At 47.4% G+C, this 23,039-nt stretch carries 23 protein-coding genes and 1 riboswitch; of the genes, 14 read left to right on the top strand and 9 right to left on the bottom strand.

Annotated elements, in window-relative coordinates; translation table 11 throughout:
• Positions 1-90: 90 nt before the first annotated feature.
• A complete protein-coding gene (locus tag FRZ54_RS14095) occupies positions 91-555 on the bottom strand; it encodes a PA2169 family four-helix-bundle protein (protein ID WP_147032234.1) in 465 nt (154 codons plus the stop codon).
• A 153-nt stretch (positions 556-708) separates the two neighbouring features.
• Positions 709-864: a lmo0937 family membrane protein gene (locus FRZ54_RS14090; RefSeq protein WP_147032233.1), complete on the bottom strand. Its 156-nt coding sequence runs from the start codon at positions 862-864 to the stop codon at positions 709-711.
• A gap of 592 nt (positions 865-1,456) precedes the next feature.
• Here FRZ54_RS14090 and katG point away from each other — a divergent pair.
• The 4 genes from katG (at position 1,457) to FRZ54_RS14070 (ending at position 6,875) form a co-directional block, all read left to right on the top strand.
• Positions 1,457-3,739 carry a catalase/peroxidase HPI gene (gene katG, locus FRZ54_RS14085; RefSeq protein ID WP_147034496.1) on the top strand — a complete coding sequence of 761 codons (2,283 nt, stop codon included), beginning with the start codon at positions 1,457-1,459 and terminating at the stop codon, positions 3,737-3,739.
• 307 nt (positions 3,740-4,046) lie between these two features.
• Positions 4,047-4,394, top strand: coding sequence for a DHCW motif cupin fold protein (locus FRZ54_RS14080; RefSeq protein ID WP_147032232.1), 348 nt, complete (start codon positions 4,047-4,049; stop codon positions 4,392-4,394).
• A 250-nt stretch (positions 4,395-4,644) separates the two neighbouring features.
• Entirely contained in the window at positions 4,645-5,349 is a 705-nt protein-coding gene (locus FRZ54_RS14075) for a 3-keto-disaccharide hydrolase (protein ID WP_147032231.1), read from the top strand.
• Positions 5,350-5,357: 8 nt separating this feature from the next.
• Complete coding sequence (locus tag FRZ54_RS14070) at positions 5,358-6,875, top strand: Gfo/Idh/MocA family protein (protein ID WP_228462489.1); 1,518 nt, start codon at positions 5,358-5,360, stop codon at positions 6,873-6,875.
• A 112-nt stretch (positions 6,876-6,987) separates the two neighbouring features.
• Here FRZ54_RS14070 and FRZ54_RS14065 read toward each other — a convergent pair whose 3' ends face one another.
• The gene (locus FRZ54_RS14065) at positions 6,988-7,980 is read right to left on the bottom strand and encodes an IS110 family transposase (RefSeq protein ID WP_147029980.1); all 993 of its coding nucleotides are present in this window, start codon (positions 7,978-7,980) and stop codon (positions 6,988-6,990) included.
• A gap of 333 nt (positions 7,981-8,313) precedes the next feature.
• On the opposite strand from FRZ54_RS14065, the gene FRZ54_RS14060 reads away from it, so the two are divergent.
• Together FRZ54_RS14060 and FRZ54_RS14055 are read left to right on the top strand one after the other, a co-directional pair.
• Complete coding sequence (locus FRZ54_RS14060; protein ID WP_147032229.1) at positions 8,314-9,075, top strand: NYN domain-containing protein; 762 nt, start codon at positions 8,314-8,316, stop codon at positions 9,073-9,075.
• 13 nt (positions 9,076-9,088) lie between these two features.
• Positions 9,089-9,730 (top strand): HAD family hydrolase, encoded by a 642-nt coding sequence (locus tag FRZ54_RS14055; RefSeq protein WP_147032228.1) that lies wholly within the window; start codon positions 9,089-9,091, stop codon positions 9,728-9,730.
• Here the strand turns inward: FRZ54_RS14055 and crcB are convergent, their stop codons facing one another.
• Positions 9,731-10,105 (bottom strand): fluoride efflux transporter CrcB, encoded by a 375-nt coding sequence (gene crcB, locus FRZ54_RS14050; protein WP_147032227.1) that lies wholly within the window; start codon positions 10,103-10,105, stop codon positions 9,731-9,733. It abuts the gene before it with no gap.
• A 38-nt stretch (positions 10,106-10,143) separates the two neighbouring features.
• A riboswitch (Fluoride riboswitch) is annotated at positions 10,144-10,220 on the bottom strand.
• Positions 10,221-10,340: 120 nt separating this feature from the next.
• On the opposite strand from crcB, the gene FRZ54_RS14045 reads away from it, so the two are divergent.
• The 3 genes from FRZ54_RS14045 to FRZ54_RS14035 all read left to right on the top strand — a co-directional run bounded on the left by FRZ54_RS14045 (position 10,341) and on the right by FRZ54_RS14035 (position 12,331).
• Positions 10,341-11,156: a DoxX family protein gene (locus tag FRZ54_RS14045; RefSeq protein WP_147032226.1), complete on the top strand. Its 816-nt coding sequence runs from the start codon at positions 10,341-10,343 to the stop codon at positions 11,154-11,156.
• Positions 11,153-11,563 carry a hypothetical protein gene (locus FRZ54_RS14040; RefSeq protein ID WP_147032225.1) on the top strand — a complete coding sequence of 137 codons (411 nt, stop codon included), beginning with the start codon at positions 11,153-11,155 and terminating at the stop codon, positions 11,561-11,563. Before FRZ54_RS14045 ends, FRZ54_RS14040 begins: the two co-directional genes overlap by 4 nt.
• A gap of 84 nt (positions 11,564-11,647) precedes the next feature.
• Positions 11,648-12,331 (top strand): GDSL-type esterase/lipase family protein, encoded by a 684-nt coding sequence (locus FRZ54_RS14035; RefSeq protein WP_147032224.1) that lies wholly within the window; start codon positions 11,648-11,650, stop codon positions 12,329-12,331.
• Here FRZ54_RS14035 and FRZ54_RS14030 read toward each other — a convergent pair whose 3' ends face one another.
• Entirely contained in the window at positions 12,332-14,197 is a 1,866-nt protein-coding gene (locus FRZ54_RS14030) for a RagB/SusD family nutrient uptake outer membrane protein (protein WP_147032223.1), read from the bottom strand.
• Positions 14,198-14,339: 142 nt separating this feature from the next.
• On the opposite strand from FRZ54_RS14030, the gene FRZ54_RS14025 reads away from it, so the two are divergent.
• Positions 14,340-14,594, top strand: coding sequence for a DUF4342 domain-containing protein (locus FRZ54_RS14025; protein WP_147032222.1), 255 nt, complete (start codon positions 14,340-14,342; stop codon positions 14,592-14,594).
• 74 nt (positions 14,595-14,668) lie between these two features.
• Here FRZ54_RS14025 and FRZ54_RS14020 read toward each other — a convergent pair whose 3' ends face one another.
• Positions 14,669-15,100 (bottom strand): carboxymuconolactone decarboxylase family protein, encoded by a 432-nt coding sequence (locus tag FRZ54_RS14020; protein WP_147032221.1) that lies wholly within the window; start codon positions 15,098-15,100, stop codon positions 14,669-14,671.
• Between the two features lie 154 nt (positions 15,101-15,254).
• The gene (locus FRZ54_RS14015; protein WP_147032220.1) at positions 15,255-15,836 is read right to left on the bottom strand and encodes a Crp/Fnr family transcriptional regulator; all 582 of its coding nucleotides are present in this window, start codon (positions 15,834-15,836) and stop codon (positions 15,255-15,257) included.
• 104 nt (positions 15,837-15,940) lie between these two features.
• On the opposite strand from FRZ54_RS14015, the gene FRZ54_RS14010 reads away from it, so the two are divergent.
• Both FRZ54_RS14010 and FRZ54_RS14005 read left to right on the top strand, forming a co-directional pair.
• A complete protein-coding gene (locus FRZ54_RS14010; RefSeq protein ID WP_147032219.1) occupies positions 15,941-17,509 on the top strand; it encodes a M20/M25/M40 family metallo-hydrolase in 1,569 nt (522 codons plus the stop codon).
• Between the two features lie 139 nt (positions 17,510-17,648).
• Complete coding sequence (locus FRZ54_RS14005) at positions 17,649-18,209, top strand: outer membrane beta-barrel protein (protein WP_147032218.1); 561 nt, start codon at positions 17,649-17,651, stop codon at positions 18,207-18,209.
• 17 nt (positions 18,210-18,226) lie between these two features.
• Here the strand turns inward: FRZ54_RS14005 and FRZ54_RS14000 are convergent, their stop codons facing one another.
• Positions 18,227-18,928 (bottom strand): C40 family peptidase, encoded by a 702-nt coding sequence (locus tag FRZ54_RS14000; RefSeq protein WP_147032217.1) that lies wholly within the window; start codon positions 18,926-18,928, stop codon positions 18,227-18,229.
• Positions 18,929-19,074: 146 nt separating this feature from the next.
• Here FRZ54_RS14000 and FRZ54_RS13995 point away from each other — a divergent pair, with 146 nt between their 5' ends.
• Positions 19,075-19,440 carry a hypothetical protein gene (locus FRZ54_RS13995; RefSeq protein WP_147032216.1) on the top strand — a complete coding sequence of 122 codons (366 nt, stop codon included), beginning with the start codon at positions 19,075-19,077 and terminating at the stop codon, positions 19,438-19,440.
• 8 nt (positions 19,441-19,448) lie between these two features.
• On the opposite strand, the gene FRZ54_RS13990 is transcribed toward FRZ54_RS13995, so the two are convergent.
• Positions 19,449-20,096 (bottom strand): ankyrin repeat domain-containing protein, encoded by a 648-nt coding sequence (locus FRZ54_RS13990; RefSeq protein WP_147032215.1) that lies wholly within the window; start codon positions 20,094-20,096, stop codon positions 19,449-19,451.
• 338 nt (positions 20,097-20,434) lie between these two features.
• Between FRZ54_RS13990 and FRZ54_RS13985 the strand changes: the two genes are divergently transcribed.
• Entirely contained in the window at positions 20,435-22,978 is a 2,544-nt protein-coding gene (locus FRZ54_RS13985) for an FtsK/SpoIIIE family DNA translocase (RefSeq protein WP_147032214.1), read from the top strand.
• The last annotated feature ends 61 nt before the right edge of the window (positions 22,979-23,039 follow it).

Below are 23,039 nucleotides of genomic sequence, written 5' to 3'. Positions count from 1 at the left end.
AACTACAGGCTAAGTTTCAACGCTGTACAAATACTATCTAAACAAAAAAGGCCCGCAGCAAGCGGGCCAGTCAACTTCACACTCCTCAACTTAATGGGGCACGCTATCGCGCATCGTTTTAATTTCGTCATGGGCCTCCAATATGCCCTGTAGCTGTGCATCCAGCAGATCAATAACATAAGCCGGAAGCACCTCGCCCATCAGCGCATCTTCGTAAGCTTTCTTTATCGCATCCTCGCCCCGCTCACATTCTTCCAGCAGGCTGTGCAAATCATGGCCGGTAAAGGTTTCTTTTACAGCTATCCAGGCACGGTGCAGTTTACCGCTGGCACTTGTACCCTGCTCAATGTCTTTACCCAGCGCCTGAATCTCGGTACCTATCTCCATCTTGTACCGCCGGCTGTCGTCGATAAACTTCAGGAACACCGGTTCAAGGTTCAACCCCTCGCCGCTTTCCTTCAATTCTTTTATCGCGCGTTCAAAGCCCTCTATACGGTCGTTGTTGATCAATACCAGGTCGTTCAGTAACTCCAATGTTTCTTTCGTAGTTTCCATGTTTTTCTCTTATTTAGTTTCTTTAACAACCCTGTTTTTATCGCATTGTTTAATTTTTTTTCGTTCTAAGGAAAATCACAATAGGCGTTCAAACCTCTCTCCGTTAACAAAAAAGGCGGCCTGATAAGCCGCCTTTTTTATGCTTTTTTCAGTTTAAACCGTTGTTGACGGCCGGATAAGCGCCAATACAAAAGCGATGATAGCTATCACCAGCAAAGCGTGAATTAATCCTGTTGCCGAATAGGCAAACACACCGACGAGCCACCCGATAACGAGGATGACAGCGAGTATATACAATAATGATCTCATAACGATAAATATTAGTTTGTTTAAGTGATTAGTAGTAAAACCGTGCCAGAATGATCTTAAAGGCTACAAAACTCTGTTGTGTGCGATATTATGTACAGAATAGTATAATTATCACTAAACGAAAATTTTTTGCGTCCCGTGATGTTGCAAAGGGAGTGTTGTTTCAATTATACAGGATTAATCCTACTACTAATTTAAACGGCCCGCCCCGCCAGGTAAAACCGGCGGGGTTTTTTATTTTTTGCGCTTTCCGGCATAGTTTGGCATTGTTTTTGGTTGTCTTAAAGAGTAATTTATTATAGTTTAAATTAATTAGGGGAAAAAGAAGCCGGCATGCGAACCGGCTTCTTTTTTTTATATACCCCCAGTCCTGTTCCAGCTAAATGCCGCTTGACTTTTTATATTAAATGCACGTTCCGCCATAACCCGCACAGGTTCGCAAACTTAGCCACTGCGCTTAGGTCGTTATAGATATTACCTATTAAGTATAGAATTAATTGATTGTGATTATAACTATTAAGGTGATAATTTTATGCCACTTAGTAACGTGTACCTGCACGTTGCTACAAACCTGGAACAGAAACTTATAGCTATGGAAAAAGAATCGAATGACATCAGCAAATGCCCTTTTCATAACGGCACGATGAAAAACAATGTTGGCGGCGGCGGTACGCGCAACCGCGACTGGTGGCCAAACCAATTAAAATTAAGCATCCTGCGGCAAAATTCGTCGCTATCCGACCCGATGGGAAAGGGTTTTGATTATGCCGAAGCATTTAACAGCCTCGACCTGGAGGCCGTGAAACAAGACCTGCACGCGTTGATGACCGACTCGCAGGACTGGTGGCCGGCAGATTTCGGGCACTACGGAGGTTTATTTATACGCATGGCATGGCATAGCGCGGGCACTTACCGCGTAGGCGATGGTCGTGGCGGAGCAGGGGCCGGTATGCAGCGTTTTGCACCACTTAACAGCTGGCCCGATAACGTGAGCCTGGATAAAGCGCGCAGGCTGTTGTGGCCCATCAAACAAAAATATGGCAACAAAATATCATGGGCCGACCTGATGATACTGACGGGCAACGTTGCACTGGAGTCGATGGGTTTTAAAACCTTTGGCTTTGGCGGCGGCCGCGCCGATGTGTGGGAGGCTGATGAGTCGGTTTACTGGGGCGCCGAAAACACCTGGCTGGGCGGCGACTTACGTTATGCACACGGTTCGCCGGGCGTAGCCGACGATGGCGGCGTACTGGTTTCTGACGATGATGCCGATGGCGATGTGCATAGCCGCAACCTTGAAAAGCCGCTTGCTGCTGTACAAATGGGCCTGATATATGTGAACCCCGAGGGACCCGACGGCAACCCCGACCCGGTGCTTGCCGCTAAGGACATACGCGATACGTTCGGCCGTATGGCTATGAACGACGAAGAAACCGTTGCTTTGATAGCAGGGGGGCACAGCTTTGGTAAAACCCATGGCGCCGCTCCAAGCACCAACGTGGCCGAAGAGCCTGAAGCTGCGGGTATCGAAATGCAAGGCTTTGGCTGGAAAAACGCTTATGGGTCGGGCAAGGGCGCCGATGCCATAACCAGCGGCCTTGAAGTTACCTGGACAAAGACCCCTACCCAATGGAGCAACAACTTTTTTGAAAATCTTTTTGCCTACGAATGGGAGTTGACCAAAAGCCCGGCAGGCGCCCACCAATGGGTTGCCAAAAACGCCGAAGCTATTATTCCCGATGCATTTGACGGAAGTAAAAAACGTTTGCCAACCATGCTCACCACCGACCTGTCGTTAAGGTTCGACCCGGCGTATGAGAAAATATCAAGGCACTTTTTGGAAAATCCCGACGCATTTGCCGACGCTTTTGCGCGGGCATGGTTTAAACTGACTCATCGCGATATGGGTCCTAAGGCTCGCTACCTTGGCCCTGAAGTACCCCAGGAAGAATTGCTGTGGCAGGACCCTATCCCGGCGGTTGACCACGCATTACTAGATGAGGGTGACGTTGCGGCCCTGAAAGCGAAGATATTGGCCTCGGGATCTGGCGTTGCTGAACTGGTTTCGACAGCATGGGCATCGGCATCTACGTTCCGCGGTTCCGACAAGCGGGGTGGCGCCAATGGTGGTCGTATCCGCCTCGCTCCGCAAAAATACTGGCAGGTGAACAATCCCGTGCAACTGCAAAAGGTATTGAGCGCATTGGAGGGTATTCAACAAGAATTTAATGGTGCACAGCCAGGCGGCAAAAAAGTCTCGATGGCAGATTTGATCGTACTGGCGGGCTGCGCCGGTGTTGAAAAGGCTGCCAGCGATGCGGGGCATAATGTAACCGTACCATTTACGGCCGGACGGGCAGATGCCTCGCAAGAGCAAACCGACGTTGAATCATTCGGTTACCTGGAGCCTCTTGCCGATGGTTTCCGCAACTACCGCCAGTCGAAGGTCAAAGCCTCGACCGAGGAATTGCTTATAGATAAGGCTCAATTGCTCACGCTTACCGCGCCGGAGTTAACCGTGCTGATAGGCGGCATGCGTGTGTTAAATACCAATTTCGATGGTTCCAAACATGGGGTTTTCACCTCGCGTCCGGGGCAGCTTACCAACGATTTCTTTGTGAACCTGCTGGATATGGGCACCGAATGGAAGGCAGCATCTGCCGACAGGGAGGTGTATGTTGGCAGCGACCGTGCTACCGGCAACGTAAAATGGACAGGCACTCGTGCCGACCTGGTATTTGGTTCCAACTCGGAACTTAGGGCCATTGCCGAAGTTTACGGAAGCGCAGACGCCGGTGAAAAATTCGTTAACGACTTTGTAGCTGCCTGGACCAAGGTAATGAACCTTGACAGATTTGACCTGAAAAAGCGTTAAACGACAGTCAAAATAATACCATTAGAACCGGTAAAAAGCAGCGGGATGCCCCGCTGCTTTTTTTATTTCCGGGAACAAATTAACGGGGTGAATATGGCCGGGCAATTCATACAAATGGCTATTTTATCAATTTTTGCAAACATTTAGCCCTTTTCCGGGTTGTATATATAGTAATTTAATAGTTTTAAATTAATTAGGGGAAAAGAAGCCGGATCGTGATCCGGCTTCTTTTTTTATCCACACGCGGGAATACCACTGTTGCGACTTTCCAGGGTGAAGCCTTATCTTTCGCTCAAATACCGATCTCATGAGCAATATTCCTTTCCAAACCGTCGACTGGAGCGCCATCCCGAAAACCGAGCATACAGGCGAAACAGGCACCTCATTTTGGCAAACGCTGCAATACCCCGGCCTGCGCGTCCGCATAGTGGAATACTCAGCCGGCTACCTGGCCGATCATTGGTGCCAAAAGGGGCATATTGTACATTGCCTTGATGGCGATTTCGAGAGCGAACTGCAAACCGGCGAAACCTTTTCGTTAACGGCTGGTATGACGTATATCGTATCGGATAATTTGAGCTCGCACCGTTCCGTTTCTAAGAACGGTGTTAAATTGCTGATCATCGACGGCGATTTCTTGAGGAATGAGGGTTAACATGGTTAACACAATTTAATTTGTTTTACCGTTAAGTATCTGACTATCAAATACTTAAATATATTGCTAAAAAGATGTGTTAACCATAAATACTTGCTGCTTATTGAAGTCGCCAGTAAGGGCCGGTACCGCCTCAAAATATTTACAATTAGCCGTCCCTCCTTTTTTAAATTATCCCTACCTTGGTTTCACAATTATTAACCGCAATTGCTTTGTGCCCCCACACACAAGCATCATATTTAAATTCATCATGAAAAAAAACAGTCTTCTTAAACTCTCCTGCCTTATTACTTTCATTTGCCTGGCTTTTTATGCACAGGCACAGGATTCCATCCCCAAACCACCAAAACTTGACGAGAAAGGCTGGCGCCAGCTTTTTGACGGAAAGGACCTTAACGGCTGGAAGATGGTCGGTCCCGGCAGCAGGTATGTTAAAGACGGCGTAACGGGTAGTCATGGTGGCATGGGCCTGCTTTACTGGACGAAAGAGAAATTCAGCAACTGTAAGATCCGCATCGTTTACCGGATGCAGAAATCCAACAGTAACTCGGGCGTATTTATCCGCATACCTATCGAACCCCGCGAACCCTGGATGCCGGTATATTACGGCTACGAGGTACAGATAGATAACCATCCCGAAACATCAAACGAGGACGATCACCACATTACCGGAACGCTGTATTCGCTTACAACACCACTTGCAAAACCCGGCAAACCGGGTCCGGAATGGAACGTGATGGAAATTACACTTGACGGGCTGAGAACCATTGTTACTGTAAACGGCAAAAAAGTTACCGATTACACCGAAGGACAACCTGTACCCGAGCGTAAATTCGATTTTGAGCCTTATCACGGCCCGCGCCCTTTAGCCGGTTATATCGGTTTGCAAAATCATGGTGATGATGACGTCGTGTTCTTTAAAGAAGTAGCTGTTAAACCGCTTGCAAAAAAATAAGGATGGCCATGGAAGATCAAACTGAAAATAAAAAAGGAATATCCCGCGGCGAGTTTATTAAAAAAGCCGCTGTGGCAACCGCAGGGTTCTATATCGTTCCGCGTTATGTTTTGGGTGGCAAAGGTTATGTGCCGCCAAGCGATAAGTTATATATTGCCGCAGTAGGTTGTAGTGGCGAGGCTGAAAATGATATTCACCACTATGCCACCGCGCCCAAAAAGAACGCTGAAATTGCTTTCCTGTGCGATGTGGACGACCGCGGCGCCGCGCCACGCATCAAGGAGTTTCCAAAAGCAAAATTTTACCACGATTGGCGCGAAATGTTTGAGAAGGAACACAAGAACTTTGATGCCGTTACGGTAGCTATTCCTGATCATAATCACGCCATAGTGGGCCTTAGCGCTATGCAGCTGAAGAAACACCTTTACCTGCAAAAACCGCTTACGCACGATATTTATGAGGCCCGTGTATTAACCCAGGCATCAGAAAAATACAAGGTGGTAACTCAAATGGGCGACCAGGGCGCATCATGCGACGGCATGCGTACCCTGCGCGAATGGTTTGAGGCCGGGCTGATAGGCGACATCAAAAAAGTATACTGCTGGACCGACCGCCCCGTATGGCCGCAAGGCATTTCGTGGCCGAAAACTGGTCCGGCTATCCCCAAAGAACTAAACTGGGACCTGTGGCTGGGCACTGCGCAGCAAACCAACTATATTGATAACCTGGTGCCTTTTAACTGGCGCGGCTGGTGGCAATTTGGTACAGGGGCGTTAGGCGATATGGGCTGCCACATTATGGGGCCGCCGTTCAAACTGCTCGAATTAGGCTATCCTACCGAAGTTTCGGGCAGTGCCAGCACGGTTTACCAGGGTATTTTTAAGGAAGGCATTTATCCCGAAAGCGGACCGGTTTCGAGTTCGATCAAGTTCAAGTTCAAACTAAAGAATGGCAACGATCTTGACCTTTACTGGATGGACGGCGGCATTACGCCTGAACGCCTGGAGGAACTTGATCCTGATGTCAACCAGAATGAAGCTTTAGGCGATATTCCAAGCGAAAATGATTTTGAGGGCTGTACGCTGTTCGTCGGCACCAAAGGGAAAGCGTCTTGCGGCTGGGGTGGCAGCCACCCACGGTTATTACCACTTTCGCTGAACAAGGATGTGAACGTACCAAAAAAATACCCGCGTGTTGAAGGCGATATGGACGGTCACTGGTGGCAATGGGTGGATGCGGCTATTGCCGGTTATGGAAAAATGGAGGTCGATTCGCCGTTTGTTGGCTACGCCGGGCCATTGACCGAAACTGTGCTGATGGGCAACCTGTTGCTGCGCACCTTCGATATACAGGAAAAGATAAAGTATAAGGACCCCGTTTACGGCGAACAGGAGCGTTACCAGTTTAATGGCCGTTACAAGGCCCTGCAATGGGATGGCGCCAATATGAAAGTGACCAATTACGAACCTGCAAACCAGTTCATTCGCCGCGAATACCGCAAAGGCTGGGGCGAAGTGAAATTGTAAAAATATGATCTAACCCTCTTTACCGCCCGCGGTAAAGAGGGTCGACGAGTGAAACGATGTCGGGGTATTCTAGGTTTACCATATATGCAAATTTATCAGAAAAAAGTTCTTTTTATGCTGCTCTCTTATAGTTTTGCGCATACAATTCACCTCTTTTCACTAATGAAAACATTCTAAGGATCAGCTTGAATTTAACGTTGTTTAATACTAATGGGTAACATTTATTTTCAAGCTTTCTTTCTGCATAAGCCTTGAGTTCCGGATCGTGAGCTATTGCTGTTTTGGCTGCCTGGTTTAACTCATTTTTTAACCCTTTGTGGGCCAGATGACTTACCTGCTTTCGTCCTTTGATACTCGTGCCTGAAGTGTGCTCAAACGGAATCACTCCCACATATACTGCGTATTTCCGCGCATCTGTAAAGCTGGTAAAGTTCTCGGTGTAGGCTATGGTCATCCATGCATTGACCGGCCCTATGCCTTTAATACTGGTTATGATCCGGTAGGTTAATAACATCGATTCGTCGCCTTTGATTACTTTCATGATCTCCTGTTCTACCTCGATTATGTATTTTTTATCCGCTTTTATTTTGGACTGAGCAATATGAGTAACTGTATCTGCTTTCTTCATGGAATACATATGCCCTCTTTCTTTAACCGTGCTTTCCAACCCCGCCTTTTCACGAACCAGTCTTTTACGGAATGATAGCAACTGCTTCAGTTTTAATATATTGTTATCCAGTGGTTTTGAAGGCTTCAGACGTTTACTTTTTTCTTCGCCATATTGCCCGATACGGAAGGCATCAGCCTGGTCGCTTTTACCCCTGGTCATACCCATTGATTGTTTGATCTCCAAACCAGGTATCCGGCTATAAGAAATAGATAACGACTCGCAGAACTGCATGAAACGGTATTCGTAACCACCGGTATATTCCATCACCATTAGCGTTTGGTTCAGGTCTATCTCATTGGTCCTGCACCATTTTTTAAGTATGGTGAACCCTTTGGAGCAATTATCAATCTTGATGTGCAGGTTCCGTTCTGCACAACAGATGTCGAGCGTTAACTTAGACACGTCAACACCTAAAATAACATTCCAGCTTTTCATACGTTTATCCTTTAAATACGTTAATAAATTGCCTTTTGCCAATCACCTTTGTTGTCGCAAAGAAAGTATTCTAGTTGGGCCTTAGGCAATCATAAAAGGCAGGGACTATTACCCCGATAAGCGCTTAGCTAGTGAGTCGAAAAGTTCACCCTGCCTTTTATAATAACTTTCCACAATAACTCTGGTTTGCTAACACCCCCCTTAGAAACCCCCAATTTTAATAATAGCAATATCTAAGTAATTGGACATCCTTTAAACCAAAGGTGAGTCAAATATTGCCACCTATTCATCACCAAAATTTAATCCTACCTTCGCTTCAGATAAACTCGACCTATGGAATCCTATAATGATCTGAAACTGGCGGTGCTGATAGATGCCGACAATGTGCCTTACGTTTATGTGAAAGAGATGTTTGAGGAGATTGCCAAATACGGCACCCCTACTTTTAAAAGGATATATGCCGACTGGACAAAGCCAACAGTTTCGGGCTGGAAGAAGGTACTCCTGGAGAATGCCATCACACCCATTCAGCAATACAGCTACTCCAAAGGCAAAAACTCATCTGACAGCGCTTTGATCATCGATGCGATGGACATCCTTTACACTGGCAAGGTGGATGGCTTCTGCATCGTATCCAGTGACAGCGATTTTACAAGGCTGGCTACCCGCCTGAGAGAAGCAGGGATGAAAGTGATCGGCATTGGCGAGAAGAAAACATTGGCTCCGTTTATCACCGCCTGCGACAAGTTCATTTATATTGAAATTCTTAAAAAAGAGCGGGAAAGCCAGCCCGAACCGGATAACCGCGAGCCTTCAAAAACTGCACCCGAACCTGCAGCAGGTCCGTTAAATAAAATTGATCCCGCGATCATCAAACTGATATCCGACAGCATCACCGACCTTGCCGACGAAAACGGCTGGACCTATTTAGGCGACCTGGGAAGTTTGATCATCAAAAAGAAACCTGATTTTGACCCGCGTAATTATGGCTTCGCTAAAATGTCGCCCATGATCAGGAGCATCAACCTGTTCGAGATAGACGAACGGGATACCGGCAAAAAGAACGTAAAACACATTTACATCAGGAAGAAATAACACTATTACTTTAATGACTCTGGCACCAATACAAACAGACGGCCTTATCTTCGATCTTGACGGCACTTTATGGGATGCTTCAGAAGCCTGCACCGTGGCCTGGAACCTGGCTTTAGCCGAAGCAGGTGTGACCGAACGGGTTTTAACGCAGGATAATATTCGCTCCTATGCCGGTATTAAGATTGATAAACTTTTTGAAGAACATCTGACCTTCATCCCGAAGGAAAAACACACCGATGTATTTACAGCCTTCAAATACCATGAACCAGCCATGATGCGCTCCCGGGGAGGCATATTGTACCCGGGCGTAAGGGAAACACTGGTTGAATTACAAAAGTCTTACCCACTGTTCATCGTCAGCAATTGTATGGCAGGTTATATCGAAGATTTTATCGAATTCTGCCAGTTGGATGGGCTTTTTACCGATTTTGAGTCGTCGGGCAATACGGGAAAACCAAAAAGCGATAACATTCAAATGATAGTTGAACGGAACAGCCTGAAAATGCCTGTATATGTGGGCGATACCCTTTGGGACCAGCAGGCGGCGGCAGGTGCAGGTGTACCCTTTATTTGGGCCGAATATGGTTTTGGCAAAGCCGATAGCCCGGCTTACGTTATTAATAATTTCTCTGAGCTGGAAAGCCTGGTAGTTTGATCAAGCCGCCCTTCCGGCAAGTAATCCTAAATAGGTAGCCAATAGTCCGAGCAATATGCTTCCGGCCGTATAAAGGAGGAACACCAGGATATGCTGCTCACTGATCAATTCACTGCTTTCAAGTGAAAAGGTCGAAAAGGTTGTAAATCCTCCGCAAAGCCCGGTTGCCAGCAAAAGTCGCCATGTATCGGCCCGCTCACCATACCGTTCGGTATAAAATATAATAAATCCTATAAGAAAGCAGCCAGCTACGTTAACCACGAACGTGCCAAAAGGGAAGTGGGAAGTTGACAGGCTATTGATAAAACGGCTCAAAAAATAACGCATCAGGCTGCCTGCGCCGCCGCCAATGAAAATCAGGAGTATATTTTTCATGAATGATAAAACGCTGTAAAATAAAACACAAAACTCTTTATTTCGCAGGCGTCATCAGAACTGCCTTTACGGGCCGAACGGTTCAAATAGGTGGAACACCATCACCTTGATAGTGCAATTATACATAATAGGTATATGTTTTACAAATATGCCGTTCTCACCCAATCACCTATTCTTTTAGTTTTAAAAGAAATTTTGTATAATTTGGTTCTTACAATCTGGTAAATAACCTTTTATGGAAGATTTTAGCAAAATATGGCGGGCGTTCTTCGCGCTATCTGTTATGGGGATAGCTGTTCAGCAATTCATTTTTGCTGATATGATGGCCGTTATTATGCCGCCTCACTACCCCGCATGGCTCGCTCCCCGGCTCCTGTGGACATCAGTTAGCAGTATCGGCCTTATCGCTGCTTCCATTTGTATCCTGTTCGAATTTAAAGGGCGGACGGCGTCGCTCCTTCTCGCATTTGTGTTGTTTTTATTTGTGTTGATCTTTCAGGTACCGGGCACGCAATACCCCGGTCATATAGGATCGTGGATAAATGCCTTTAAGGAATTTACGCTTGCCGGCGGTGCATTAGTTGTAGCCGGTTCGCTCCCGCCGGACAATAACATGCCTGTTTTTTTAAAATTTGTCGAAAAACTGATCCCTGCAGGAAAATACATGCTGGCGATAACGCTGGTTACTTTCGGATCGACACATTTTATTTACCGCGATTTTTGCGCCTCGCTGGTACCCAACTGGATACCGTTCCACTATTTCTGGTCGGATTTTGCCGGGGTGGCGCTTATTTCCGGTGGAATTGGTATTATCCTCGGGATATTTGGCACATCATTATTGCTCTTTAAACATCTATCCAAACTGGCTGCAAGGCTGGTTGGTATCATGATATTTTTGTGGTTTATTATGTTGCATGTCCCTCGTGCCATAGCCGACCCGCACACCGGAAATGGCAACGAGTGGACAAGCGTTTTCGAGGCGCTGGCTTTTAGCGGCATTGCGTTTTTGATAGCGAGAGAAAAAAAACAAAATAAAGAAGTGTTAACATGAAAACTTATGCTGTCATTTTGTCGTCTGCATTGGCCGGGCTTCTTTCAGAAGCGCCCTTCCCTCCCCTGCAGACCGACCCGGTTTCGGGCACGTGGACAGGCACATCGCTGTGCCAGGTAAAAGGATCGCCCTGTCACGATGAGATCGCGGCCTATCATGCTACAAAGCTGCCGGGGGGCAAAGCTTACCGTTTCCAGATGAATAAAGTCGTCAATGGCAAAGAGGAGGAAATGGGTGTGCTCGATTTTGTCTACGATGACGCTTCAAAAACGCTTACCGCCACCAATGTGGGCCGCGGTGCTAAAGGCTCGTGGCGTTTTAAACTCGACGGTAAAAATATACACGGCACCCTCACCCTTGGCGACAGTACGCTTTACCGCATCATTGAGATCCACAAAGCCGATTAAACAAGCTAACCGCCCCCCGCAATAATCCTGTTACAACGCAACAGGCATATTGATTTTAAGCCAAGTACTTGCTACTTTTAAAAAATGAAGAAGTGCTTGTTTTTATTCCTGCTTTTCCCTTTTGCGGTACAGGCGCAAAGCGTAACCAACCAAAATCTGTTCGATACCATACCGTTCATACCCGAGCATACCCCGCAACGCATCGCGCAATTTGCAAAGGAGCCCATTGTAACCGGCAAGATCATGTTCCTGGGTAACAGCATTACCGAGATGGGCAACTGGAAAAAAGTATTAAATGACACCACGGTAATTAACCGGGGCATCGGGGGCGATATTACCTATGGGGTATTGAAACGCATGAAGGATATTACCGACCGGCAGCCTTCGAAGATATTTATTTTACTGGGCATAAACGACATCGGCAGGGATATACCCGATGTGGTTATTGCTTATAATTACCTGAAAATAGTACGTGAGATACACGCAAAATGCCCGCAGACAAAAATTTATGTGCAAAGCGTGTTGCCGGTAAACCCTACCCTGCCGCGCTTTCCGCAACATTATGATAAAGAGGAACATGTATTGGCTTTGAATAAATTATTAAAAGCGAACGCTGTTTTGGGCGGTTATACTTATGTAGATATTTTTCACCTGTTTGTTGATGAGAACCAGCGGCTTATTGCCAAATACACATACGAGGGTTTGCATCTGAAACCCGAGGCTTATGTAATATGGACCGACTACCTGAAAAAGGAAGGATACCTTTAGTTAATAACCCGGGTTTTGTTTCAATTTTCCTCCGGATGCGGTTATTTCTATCAATGGTATCGGGTACACCTCGCTTCTGCCGGCGGTAAACTGTGCAGAGGTTAGTTCCGTAGGAGTTTGCGTGCCCGAGCCAAGCGAATTCTTTTCATGGGCTATGTAGGCATTTAATACGCCCGCCATATAACCATGCCCGGCCGGTCCGCCATATAATCCATCCCAGCGCTGCAAGTCGAAAAAACGATGCCCTTCCATGCCAAGTTCTATCATACGCTCAAAATAAACAGCTTTGCGCGCATACGACTGCCCACCTGCCGTAAACCCGGTTGATGGGTTGCCGCCTGCGGCGCCGTAAAGACCAACTTTATAATTAGCGGCCGGTGCGCTGGTATAACCATTCATCGGGTTCGACGGGTCCTTATAGGTGTGCACCCAGCCTGTCGGGTCGGCGGCACGTGAACGTACCATATTCACATAATCTTCGGCCTTTTGAAGGCTGCCTGTTTCAACTTCCACTTCGGCGGCCCACAACAGCACATCGGCAAAACGTATGGCATTGTAGCTGTTGGATGTTGCCTGGTTGGTTGCCCAACCGCCGTAGCTTTCGGTTGTTGCAGCTTGCGCAGCCTGGTAGTACACTGTTTTGATATTGACATATGGGCCCGACGTCCTCTGGCTGGAATTTGCACCGCCGCTCCACGTATCACCCGGCATAAGGCCCCAGTCAAGGTAAGGTATGCCGCGGCGCCCTACCGACCAGTCAAGGCGGGAATCAATTGCAGCAGTGGTCGGCACAAAAGCGTCGGAGGCAGCGATACCCTCGTCGTTTTTCAGGTCGGCAGCATCGTAAGTATCCAGTAAGGGCAAACCTGTACTTGCATCGGTTTTAAAAGCATTAGCGAAACTGAACGAGGGTTTAAAAAATCCGCAACAGGCGGCAGGGCCCGCCGTAGGGAAATTGAGAATATCCCCCGCATTACCATTTTGCCCCTGCGTTCCGTCGTGCACGTAGGCCTGTATCACAAAAACGCCTTCAGGTCCGTTCTTGGTCGACGGATTAAAATTATCGGCATATCGCCCCAGTGCATATTTTGCCCCGCTTGATGTAACACCATTAGTTATCAGGTCGGTCAAAAGCGGCTGAGCCTGGTTGTATTTATGATCGAACATGAATGTTTTTGCCAGGAAGGCTTCCGCGGCATATTTATTGGGGCGGCCCGGCGATAGCTGCGTAGCGGGCAAAACATCCTTGGCTGCGCTGAAATCGCCTTCAATTTTATCCCATATTGCCCCGGTATTGCTTATATTTTTATAGCCCTTGTCATAAACAACAGTTTCATCTATATAGGGCACATTATGCCATAATTTTGCCAGTTCGAGCTCAAAAAAACCCCGAAGGAACCTTGCTTCAGCTGTAACCTGGGCCGTTTCAGCCGCACTAAGTGAGCCGTCCTTAACCAGGGGCAACTGCTTAAGTACGGTATTGGAGTAATATATCCCCAGCATAGTGGCCTGCCATTTAGGATCAAGCCATGTATTATCGGGCGTTTCGATATAGTTGTTAAGCGTAAAGGCGTCCCCCTGGTCGGTTATATTGCTGCCGCGATAAGCGTCGCCGCCGGCCACACTGCCATACATCCAGTTATCGGTGCCGGTGGTCCAGGTGGCTGTTGGCTGTCCCGAATAAGTACCGTCGAGCAATCCGTAGGCATTAAGCAAAAGATTCTCGACACCGGCTTTGGTCTTTGGCGTATTGTTAAGCAGGGAATCCCCCTGGTTTGGATCGGACGGCTTTACATGTGGTTTCTTACAGGTTATTACGCCTGCGGCGATAGCAAGCAGGGCAAGAAAAAGCAGTTTGTTTTTCATAACTAAGTTGACTGGCCATCAACGATTTACAATTGAACAAAGAAAGGTTTACCTATCAAATATAACAATTTTAGCTGACTTCCAAAAGCTGTTTTTCGTGTAACATAAGCCATCGCTCCGGGTCTAAATAGAAAATACGACCATGACGAAGGAATCATTTTCGCTAAACGGGGAAAACCTGTTAAAAAAGGTAAAGGAGCTGATCGCGGAAGGGAATGTCCGTAAGATCACGATCAATGATAAATCGGGTAAGGAACTGGCCAGCTTCCCGCTGACAGTAGGCGTAGTGGGCGCGCTTTTACTGCCAACCATGGCCGCTGTAGGAGCTATTGCGGCGCTGGTTACAGAATGCACCATAACGGTGGAACGTGACGATGAACCTGAAGCAGGTAATTGATCGGGTTGATTAAGTTGAATTAAGTTTTAACCTGATCAACCATTAAACTTAGTCAACTCAATCAACCCTTAAACTCAATCTGCTGGCTGCATCCTGCTGCTTATCGCCAGCCTGTTCCACGCGTTAATGACAATAATGGCCGCTAAAACCTGGGATAAATATTTCCTGCCTAACAGCGCTTCTGCTTCTTCATAAGTTTTGTCAGATACTCCGTGGCCACTGATCAGCGTAACCTCCTCGGTCAGGGCTAAAATAGCTCTTTCTTCAGGTGTATAAAGCGACGTTTCGCGCCACGCGTTCAGCAAATAAATACGCTGCTCGGTCTCCCCTGCCTTCCGGGCATCTTTGGTGTGCATATTGATACAAAAAGCGCAGCCATTGATCTGCGACGCCCTTATCCTGATCATCTCGGCATGTATCGGGCTGATGTCCGTAGTTTCCAGGTACTTTTCAAAACCCATCATAGCCTCGTACGCTTTAGGTTCTATTCCAACTCGTTTGCTCATTACTTTTAAGATTAAATGTTGAGACAAAGTTCCCCGGTTGGCAGGAAAAAAAAGTTAATCAGGATTAAGAAATGGTTAGAATCGGAAAGTCCGGAAGTCCGCATAAGTCCGAAAGCAATAGTTTATTAGCTTCTTGTCTTTCAGACTTTCGGTCTTACCGACTTTCGGACTTCTTAGCACGAATCTTACTCAAAAACTGTGGAGTAAATCCCAAATAAGATGCCAGCATGTATTGCGGTATGCGCTGTATAAAACCGGGAAACAGCGATGCAAAGTGGCGGTAACGCTCCTCGTCCGTTTGATCGCGAAAATATTCGAAGCGGCGCATAGTAGCCGTGAAGGCTTTCTGGAGTATTAACCTGAAATACCGTTCGAGCCCGGGCACTTGCTGGAACAATCCATCCATTGTTTTTTTGTCGATGCTGATGACCTCGGAGTCCTCTATGGCTTGCAGATAATAATTCGATGGCTTACCGGTCTCAAGGCTGCTGTAATCAGTTATCCACCAGTTCTCGATCCCGAACATAGTTATCTGCTCCTGCCCGTTCCTATTGATAAAATACAACCGCATACAGCCTTTACTTACAAAATAATTGGCACGGCATATTTCATCCGGCCGCAGCAGGAATTGCTTCTTTTTAACGGCAATCGGTTTAACTGCTGCTGTTACTATTCCAACTTCGGCTTCTGTTAACTGAACAAACTTATTGATATGGGTTATCAGGTTATCTGTCATTGCTCAAATGTAAAATATAAAGTCCCTCTCCGTTTGCAGAGGGCTTGGGGTGAGGCTGTAACAAAACTAATACATTCTGCAATCCTATACTTATTTTCGTGATCATGAAGATCACCACATTACCCATTGGTTTCGCCGCATGTTTATTATCGGCGACATTGTGCTCCGCCCAGGGCACCATGCAGACAAAAGATCCTATTATCGAACAGATAGTTAAGGAGGAAACTGACAATTCGCAGCTCGAAACACTGGCCCACCAATTATTCGACGGAATAGGACCGCGATTGGTCGGGACGCCGCAGATGCAAAAGGCAGGCGATTGGGCGGTAGCTAAATACGCCAGTTGGGGAATAAGCGCCAAGCAGGAAAAATGGGGCGACTGGCGGGGCTGGGAACGCGGCGTTTCGCATATCGACCTGGTTTACCCGCGTGAGAAATCATTGGAAGGAATGCAACTGGCCTGGAGCCCGGGCATGGGCAAAAAAACGGTTACAGCGGAGTTGGTTATCATCCCGGATCTGGCCGACAGCAATGCTTTTAAAGCCTGGCTGCCCAATGTAAAAGGTAAATTTGTGATGATATCCATGTGCCAGCCAACCGGCCGGCCCGACTATAACTGGACGGAATTTGCCACCAAAGAATCCTTTGAAAAAATGAAGAAGGAGCGCACGGCTCAAACCGAAGCCTGGCGCGACCGCCTGCGTAAAACAGGGCTCACCAACAAAACCCTGCCGGTAGCCCTGGAGAATGCCGGCGCTGTTGGCGTGGTGATCAACAACTGGTCGAACGGCTTTGGGGTGGATAAAATTTTCGGCGCCTATACCAAAAAAGTGCCTACTATCGACATCGGGCTTGAAGATTATGGCATGCTTTACCGCCTCACCGAATCGGGCGATAAGCCAAAGATCAGTGTACATTGCGAATCAAAGGAGCTTGGGCCGATGCCTACCTTCAACGTGGTCGGCGAAATTAAGGGAACTGAAAAACCAGATGAATATGTCATACTTTCGGCGCACTTCGATTCGTGGGACGGCGGCACCGGCGCCACCGACAACGGAACAGGCACCATAACGATGATGGAAGCCATACGAATCCTGAAAAAGGTTTATCCGAACCCTAAACGAACCATTTTAATATGCGATTGGGGCAGCGAGGAAGAAGGGTTGAATGGTTCGAGGGCATTCGTGGAAGATCATCCCGAAATAGTTAAAAATGTTCAGGCCCTGTTTAACCAGGACAACGGCACCGGGCGCATAGAGAATATTTCGGGCCAGGGATACCTTAATTCGTACGAATATATCACCCGCTGGCTGTCAAAAGTGCCGTCAGAATACAAAACCGACCTCAAAACAAGCTTTCCGGGCGCGCCCGGCCGTGGCGGGTCCGATTTTGCCTCATTCGTGGCGGCAGGCGCACCGGCATTCTCGCTTAGCTCACTCAATTGGTCGTACGGAATTTATACCTGGCATACCAACCGCGACACTTATGATAAAATTGTATTTGATGATGTGCGCAACAACGCCATACTTACTGCGATCTTAGCTTACGAGGCTTGCGAAGATCCGGCAAAAACATCAAACGAAAAAAGCATATTACCCATCGACCCCAAAACAGGAGAGCCGGCCAAATGGCCCGAACCTGTTAAGGCCAACCGCCACGGCGGGTTTGATTGATGGCCTGCTTCATTTACCGGCTGATATTCAACGACTAATAAATGGCTAGCGGCACAAAATAAATGGTGATTGATGACCTGCGTCATTACACTTAGTTTTAGATCATGGGCGCTTCGGCCCATGATCTAAAACTTAAGCCATGAAAAAAAATATGCTCTTTTCCCTGCTGCTGGTCATAACTATAAGTTCTGCCGGCATGGCCCAATCTGGCAGCACGGCATTCAGTAACGGTGACAATCTTTTGAACGCCGGGCTTGGCTTCGGCAGCCCGTTTTTCGGGGCGGGGTATACGACTTCGCTACCCGTAAATCCGATCGTATCTTTCGAACATGGTGTTACTGATGCCATAAGCGTAGGCGGCACATTATCGTTCGCCAGTTCAAAGTATAAATACAACCTTGTGGGTGCAAATTATACGTTTAAAGAAAATGCCATTTACGTAGGCGCCCGGGGTTCGTACCATTTTAACCAGCTTTTGGAGCTTAATAACAATATCGATCTTTATGGCGGCGCCAGCCTGGGGTATGTTATAGTAAGTGTAAGCGATAACCAGGGATATAGCGGAAGCGCAGCAAGTGCGGCAGGGTTTGGGCTATTCGGCGGAATACGGTATTATTTTCAGCAGAATATCGGGGTTTACGGCGAACTGGGCTACCAGAGCCTGTCAGTGATCAATGCCGGTATTACGTTTAAATTTTAAGCTTTATTGAAGCAAGCCTATTTCAGGCTTATATCCAGCGCGGCTGCCGTTAAGGCGCTCACTTCGCCGTCGGGGTTAAGCCCCACCGAATCCTGGAACTGCTTTACAGCATTGAAGGTGCATTCGCCAAAAATGTTGTCGACACCATCGGTGTCGAAACCCCGGCGGTTCAAAGCGGCTTGTATCTTGCCTACATCCGGCGACACCATATAAGGGTGCATCAGCCTGTAAATAATAATAGACGGCGGTGTATAAGGGATAACGGGGTTGGGTTTGTACGTTACACCGGGCACCAGTACGCCCATATCCCAGCGGCGTCCGTCGACCACCGAATTTGTTATGCCGTCGGCCTTTCCGTGCGCCTCGACGGTTCCGCCGTTGCCGTCCGACACCGCAATATGGCCCACATCGCCATTACCTGCAAAGCGGATAATAGCTGCGCCCGGAGTAGCCTTAGCTTCTTCTACCGTAATGATGCGTCCGAGCGTATTAGCATCGCGCGCCCATTGGCCGCTGTAAGTTTCGTAGGTGTGCGGATCGCCCTGGTTATTTTCACAACCATAAAGGATACCGAAAACCTGATAATAAAGCCACGATACGAACTCGGTGCAATCCCAGGGTCCTTTGTATGCAGCATCATCCTTAGACACATGCACGCCCAATTGGTAGGGTTCGCCAACATGCTTGTCACCTAACAAAATGATATCGTCGCCAGTCATTAAGTATGCTTTACCTAATAAAGATAAATATTTTTTATTTCAGGTGGCCAAAATACAATTTCTGACCCTTTCAAGTCAAATCGCGGCGACATTCAATAAATATTTCCCATTAAGTAAAACATTATATCAGCATTAAATATTAGTTAATGATAGATTATTTTACTGTGCCGATACAAATTTCCGATGCCATGATACCAACAGAAGATCCCCCGTTTTATTTTTCGGTTAATCATATCATTAAACCGCATGCCTCAAAGCTTATTTATGGAATTCGTTATCACGAGGTGGAATATTTTATACTAAAAACCCATGGTATAAACGATTGCGAACAACTGGATAGTAATGCGGCTTTAAAACCGGAAATAATGGAAAAGATATGCGGCGTAATTTCGGCGATTGAACAAGACTACAAAAAAGCCCCGCCTTTAGAGTTCATCAATATCGAAATATTCAACATTCTGGCAAGGGACAGGGATAGTGACAATTCTGAAGATACAGACAGGTATCTTTAACGTTTACTTTAGCTCAATATCTCTGCTATTTCGGCAAATCCTTTCTCCCGGGCAAGATCGGCCGGAAGTTTGCCGCCTTCCATACGTGCCTCTGTCGATGCACCATGTTCAAGCAATAATATCAGCAGCTCAAGATTACCGTTTTGTGCAGCAGAGTGCAAAGGTGTGGCGCCTGCCTGCTGACGCACGTTTACCTGTGCACCATTGTCAACCAGCATGCGGACAATATCGGTATAATTCCCCGCAGCGGCCGAATGGATGGGGAACACATTAAAACCGTTATTCGAGGGTAAGTTTACATCGGCGCCTTTCAAAACAAGGTAACGTGCCACTTCAAATTGCCCGAAGTAACAGGCCAACCCCAGCGGGGTAAAACCGTCGTCGGCATAATCGTTTACCGCTTCGGGATGGGTATAAAGCAGGTGCGCTACGACATCGAATTTACCCGCAGCAGCAGCTTCGAACAGGCTGATGTCCTCAATATATTTAAGCAGCAAAGCCGTAACATCGGGTTTTTTATAATAACAGGATAACATCAGGGGCGAAACCTGCGCCGAGGTCTTAGTCCTGGCAAGCGCCGGATTTTGCTGCAACAGGTTAACCAGGCTGTTCAGGTCGGCTGCAGCAATATATTCTTCCAGTAATTCCACGCTCATACTCCAATATTACTAAAAAATCAAGCACATATAAGGCAGGCGTTAATAACTTGGCAAATGTGGAAAAAATTAAAAAAAGTCGCTGACACACGGCTGCTGTTCACTCACCCCCCTGCCCCCTTTTCTGCCGGGCAAAGAGGGGGCTTGTTTATTAAGGAAAATACCAAAGCCTCTTTATTGATTGCAATAGAGAGGATGACCCGGCGAAGCGCCGGTCGGGCGAGTTAATTGGCGAAGCGACCCTTCTTGAACCCCGACAAATTCTTTCCCTTAAACCGTTTCCAATGTTTGTTTAATCTGTTAACTTTACAGTTGCGTAATAACGCGCTTATGTAAGGATGCCGGCTAAAGGAAACCAGTTCAAAACAAACACTTTAAGGGACGATACCAAACCCGACCGTTCCACGTCAAAAAGCGAAAAGGAAAAGCCATCTAAGCAAAAACAGGACAGGCAGCCTCCGTTTAACTTCAAAGACGGGCGTGCCATCAAGATCCTGGGCTTGTTTTTACTGATACTATCGGTCTTTTTTCTTATCGCCTTTACATCGTACCTGTTTACCTGGCAGGAAGATCAAAGTTATGTATCCGTTGCCAACGGCGGCTGGCACAACCTGTTCAAGACCCAGCAGGAGCTCATTGATAATGGCATAAAAAACCCGGTTGTCGAAAACTGGCTGGGTAAATTCGGCGCGCTGCTCTCCAACCAGTTTATCTTCCAGTGGTTCGGGATAGCTTCATTCCTGTTTGTATTCGTGTTTTTTATCATCGGTTACCGGTTGCTATTCAAGGTAAGGCTTTACCCTGTTGGCAAAACGCTGGGGTATTCTCTTTTTCTACTCGTATTTGTATCTATCACACTCGGCTTTTTTCATGCCTTTGTTAGTGATGTTCCGCATTTCCTTGAGGGCAACTTCGGGTTTTGGAGCAACAGGCTGCTTGATGCCCAGGTTGGCGAAGCCGGAACAGCGGGGATACTTGTATTTGCTGCGCTTACCGTATTGATCATAGCTTATAATATCGACTTCCGTTTGCCACGGTTAAGAGCAAAAACACTGAATGATGACGTAGTTGAAAACCTGGTGCCCGAACCGGTGGAATTAGAGGACGATTTCCGTTCGAGACCGGTTGAATGGCAAAAGAACGGCAATCAATTAAAGAACGAAGTACTAACCCCCGACCCTCAAAATAAGGTAACACCGGAACCGGTTTTCCACGAGCCTGTCGTATTAAAGCCTGACACATCGGTGCATGAACCTGAGTCTGAAGAAGAAATACCCCTTACTATCGATACTGCCAGGCCCACCAACATCTTAAATATCGAGCAGGCCGATGACGATAAAGCGAAAGGGCTTGTCGATCAGTTTGGCACCTACGACCATAAACTCGAACTGGCTTCGTATAAATATCCGTCGCTCGATCTTTTGGAGAATTATGGGTCGAATAAGATCACGGTTAATTCCGAAGAACTGGAGGCGAACAAGAACAAGATCGTTGAAACGCTGAACCATTATAATATCGAGATAGACAAGATCAAAGCCACCATCGGGCCGACGGTTACGTTGTACGAGATCATACCGGCACCGGGTGTGCGCATCTCCAAGATCAAAAACCTGGAAGATGATATTGCGCTGTCGCTGGCTGCATTGGGTATCCGTATCATTGCCCCAATGCCGGGCAAAGGCACCATCGGTATAGAAGTACCTAATCAGAACCCGGAAATGGTCTCCATGCGTTCCATCCTGGCAACGGATAAGTTTCAGAATACAACGATGGACCTGCCGATTGCTTTGGGTAAAACCATATCCAACGAAGTATTCATTGCCGACCTCGCCAAAATGCCCCACTTACTGGTTGCCGGTGCAACGGGCCAGGGTAAGTCGGTTGGTATAAATGCCATATTGGTTTCGCTGCTTTACAAAAAGCACCCGGCCGAATTGAAGTTCGTGCTGGTCGATCCCAAAAAGGTCGAATTGACATTGTTCCGCAAAATAGAGCGCCATTTCCTTGCTAAGCTGCCCGACGAGTCGGACGCCATCATAACCGACACCAAAAAGGTGGTGAATACGCTCAATTCGCTTTGTATCGAAATGGACCAGCGTTACGATCTGCTGAAGGATGCGGGCGTGCGTAACCTGAAGGAATACAACCAGAAATTTATAAACCGTAAGATCAGCGACCCGGAAAAGCATCGCTACCTGCCTTTCATCGTGTTGGTGATAGACGAATTTGCCGACCTGATGATGACGGCAGGCAAAGAGGTTGAAATGCCGATTGCCCGGCTGGCACAGCTGGCCCGTGCGGTGGGTATCCATTTGGTTATTGCTACGCAGCGGCCGTCGGTTAATATCATCACCGGTACCATAAAGGCCAACTTCCCGTCGAGGCTTGCTTTCAGGGTATTGTCAAAGATCGATTCGCGTACCATTTTGGATGCAGGGGGCGCCGACCAGCTGATCGGGCGCGGAGATATGCTGCTGTCCACCGGCAGCGACCTGATACGCCTGCAGTGCGCATTTGTGGATACGCCCGAGGTGGAAAGAGTGTCCGACTTTATAGGAAACCAAAGGGGTTACCCTACCGCCCTTCTGTTACCGGAATATGTTGGCGAAGGCGAAAGCAGCAGCAGCAAAGAATTTGACCCCGCCGACCGGGACCCAATGTTTGAGGAAGCTGCGAGGCTGGTGGTTATCCATCAGCAGGGCTCTACCTCGCTTATTCAACGCAAACTGAAGCTGGGTTACAACCGCGCGGGCCGTATCATCGATCAATTGGAAGCCGCAGGGATTGTGGGTCCTTTTGAAGGCAGCAAGGCCCGTGAGGTACTGTTCAGCGACGAATACAGCCTTGAAAGGCATCTGGAAGTTATTCAGAAAACAATTTAATATTAAACCCTGTTCACCAGTCGCGGTCTCAATTACAATTGACCATTGACTAATGACCAAT

Origin of the sequence: Mucilaginibacter ginsenosidivorans, from assembly GCF_007971025.1 — a bacterium.
In the GTDB taxonomy this organism is placed as follows: Bacteria; Bacteroidota; Bacteroidia; order Sphingobacteriales; family Sphingobacteriaceae; genus Mucilaginibacter; species Mucilaginibacter ginsenosidivorans.
The sequence above is the reverse complement of the archived record's forward strand: the minus strand, read 5'-3'. Positions and strand labels throughout refer to the sequence as shown.

Bases quoted from the DNA above. Each gene is read 5' to 3' on its own strand.
- FRZ54_RS14045 (WP_147032226.1), top strand. From the start codon at position 10,341: ATGGAAGATTTTAGCAAAATATGGCGGGCGTTCTTCGCGCTATCTGTT.
- FRZ54_RS14070 (WP_228462489.1), top strand. From the start codon at position 5,358: ATGGAAGATCAAACTGAAAATAAAAAAGGAATATCCCGCGGCGAGTTT.
- FRZ54_RS14020 (WP_147032221.1), bottom strand. From the start codon at position 15,100: ATGAGCAAACGAGTTGGAATAGAACCTAAAGCGTACGAGGCTATGATG.
- FRZ54_RS14025 (WP_147032222.1), top strand. From the start codon at position 14,340: ATGACGAAGGAATCATTTTCGCTAAACGGGGAAAACCTGTTAAAAAAG.
- FRZ54_RS14010 (WP_147032219.1), top strand. From the start codon at position 15,941: ATGAAGATCACCACATTACCCATTGGTTTCGCCGCATGTTTATTATCG.
- FRZ54_RS14035 (WP_147032224.1), top strand. From the start codon at position 11,648: ATGAAGAAGTGCTTGTTTTTATTCCTGCTTTTCCCTTTTGCGGTACAG.
- FRZ54_RS13990 (WP_147032215.1), bottom strand. From the start codon at position 20,096: ATGAGCGTGGAATTACTGGAAGAATATATTGCTGCAGCCGACCTGAAC.
- FRZ54_RS14055 (WP_147032228.1), top strand. From the start codon at position 9,089: ATGACTCTGGCACCAATACAAACAGACGGCCTTATCTTCGATCTTGAC.
- katG (WP_147034496.1), top strand. From the start codon at position 1,457: ATGGAAAAAGAATCGAATGACATCAGCAAATGCCCTTTTCATAACGGC.
- crcB (WP_147032227.1), bottom strand. From the start codon at position 10,105: ATGAAAAATATACTCCTGATTTTCATTGGCGGCGGCGCAGGCAGCCTG.
- FRZ54_RS14060 (WP_147032229.1), top strand. From the start codon at position 8,314: ATGGAATCCTATAATGATCTGAAACTGGCGGTGCTGATAGATGCCGAC.
- FRZ54_RS14090 (WP_147032233.1), bottom strand. From the start codon at position 864: ATGAGATCATTATTGTATATACTCGCTGTCATCCTCGTTATCGGGTGG.
- FRZ54_RS14075 (WP_147032231.1), top strand. From the start codon at position 4,645: ATGAAAAAAAACAGTCTTCTTAAACTCTCCTGCCTTATTACTTTCATT.
- FRZ54_RS14030 (WP_147032223.1), bottom strand. From the start codon at position 14,197: ATGAAAAACAAACTGCTTTTTCTTGCCCTGCTTGCTATCGCCGCAGGC.
- FRZ54_RS13985 (WP_147032214.1), top strand. From the start codon at position 20,435: ATGCCGGCTAAAGGAAACCAGTTCAAAACAAACACTTTAAGGGACGAT.
- FRZ54_RS14000 (WP_147032217.1), bottom strand. From the start codon at position 18,928: ATGACTGGCGACGATATCATTTTGTTAGGTGACAAGCATGTTGGCGAA.
- FRZ54_RS14065 (WP_147029980.1), bottom strand. From the start codon at position 7,980: ATGAAAAGCTGGAATGTTATTTTAGGTGTTGACGTGTCTAAGTTAACG.
- FRZ54_RS14080 (WP_147032232.1), top strand. From the start codon at position 4,047: ATGAGCAATATTCCTTTCCAAACCGTCGACTGGAGCGCCATCCCGAAA.
- FRZ54_RS14095 (WP_147032234.1), bottom strand. From the start codon at position 555: ATGGAAACTACGAAAGAAACATTGGAGTTACTGAACGACCTGGTATTG.
- FRZ54_RS14015 (WP_147032220.1), bottom strand. From the start codon at position 15,836: ATGACAGATAACCTGATAACCCATATCAATAAGTTTGTTCAGTTAACA.
- FRZ54_RS14005 (WP_147032218.1), top strand. From the start codon at position 17,649: ATGAAAAAAAATATGCTCTTTTCCCTGCTGCTGGTCATAACTATAAGT.
- FRZ54_RS14040 (WP_147032225.1), top strand. From the start codon at position 11,153: ATGAAAACTTATGCTGTCATTTTGTCGTCTGCATTGGCCGGGCTTCTT.
- FRZ54_RS13995 (WP_147032216.1), top strand. From the start codon at position 19,075: ATGATAGATTATTTTACTGTGCCGATACAAATTTCCGATGCCATGATA.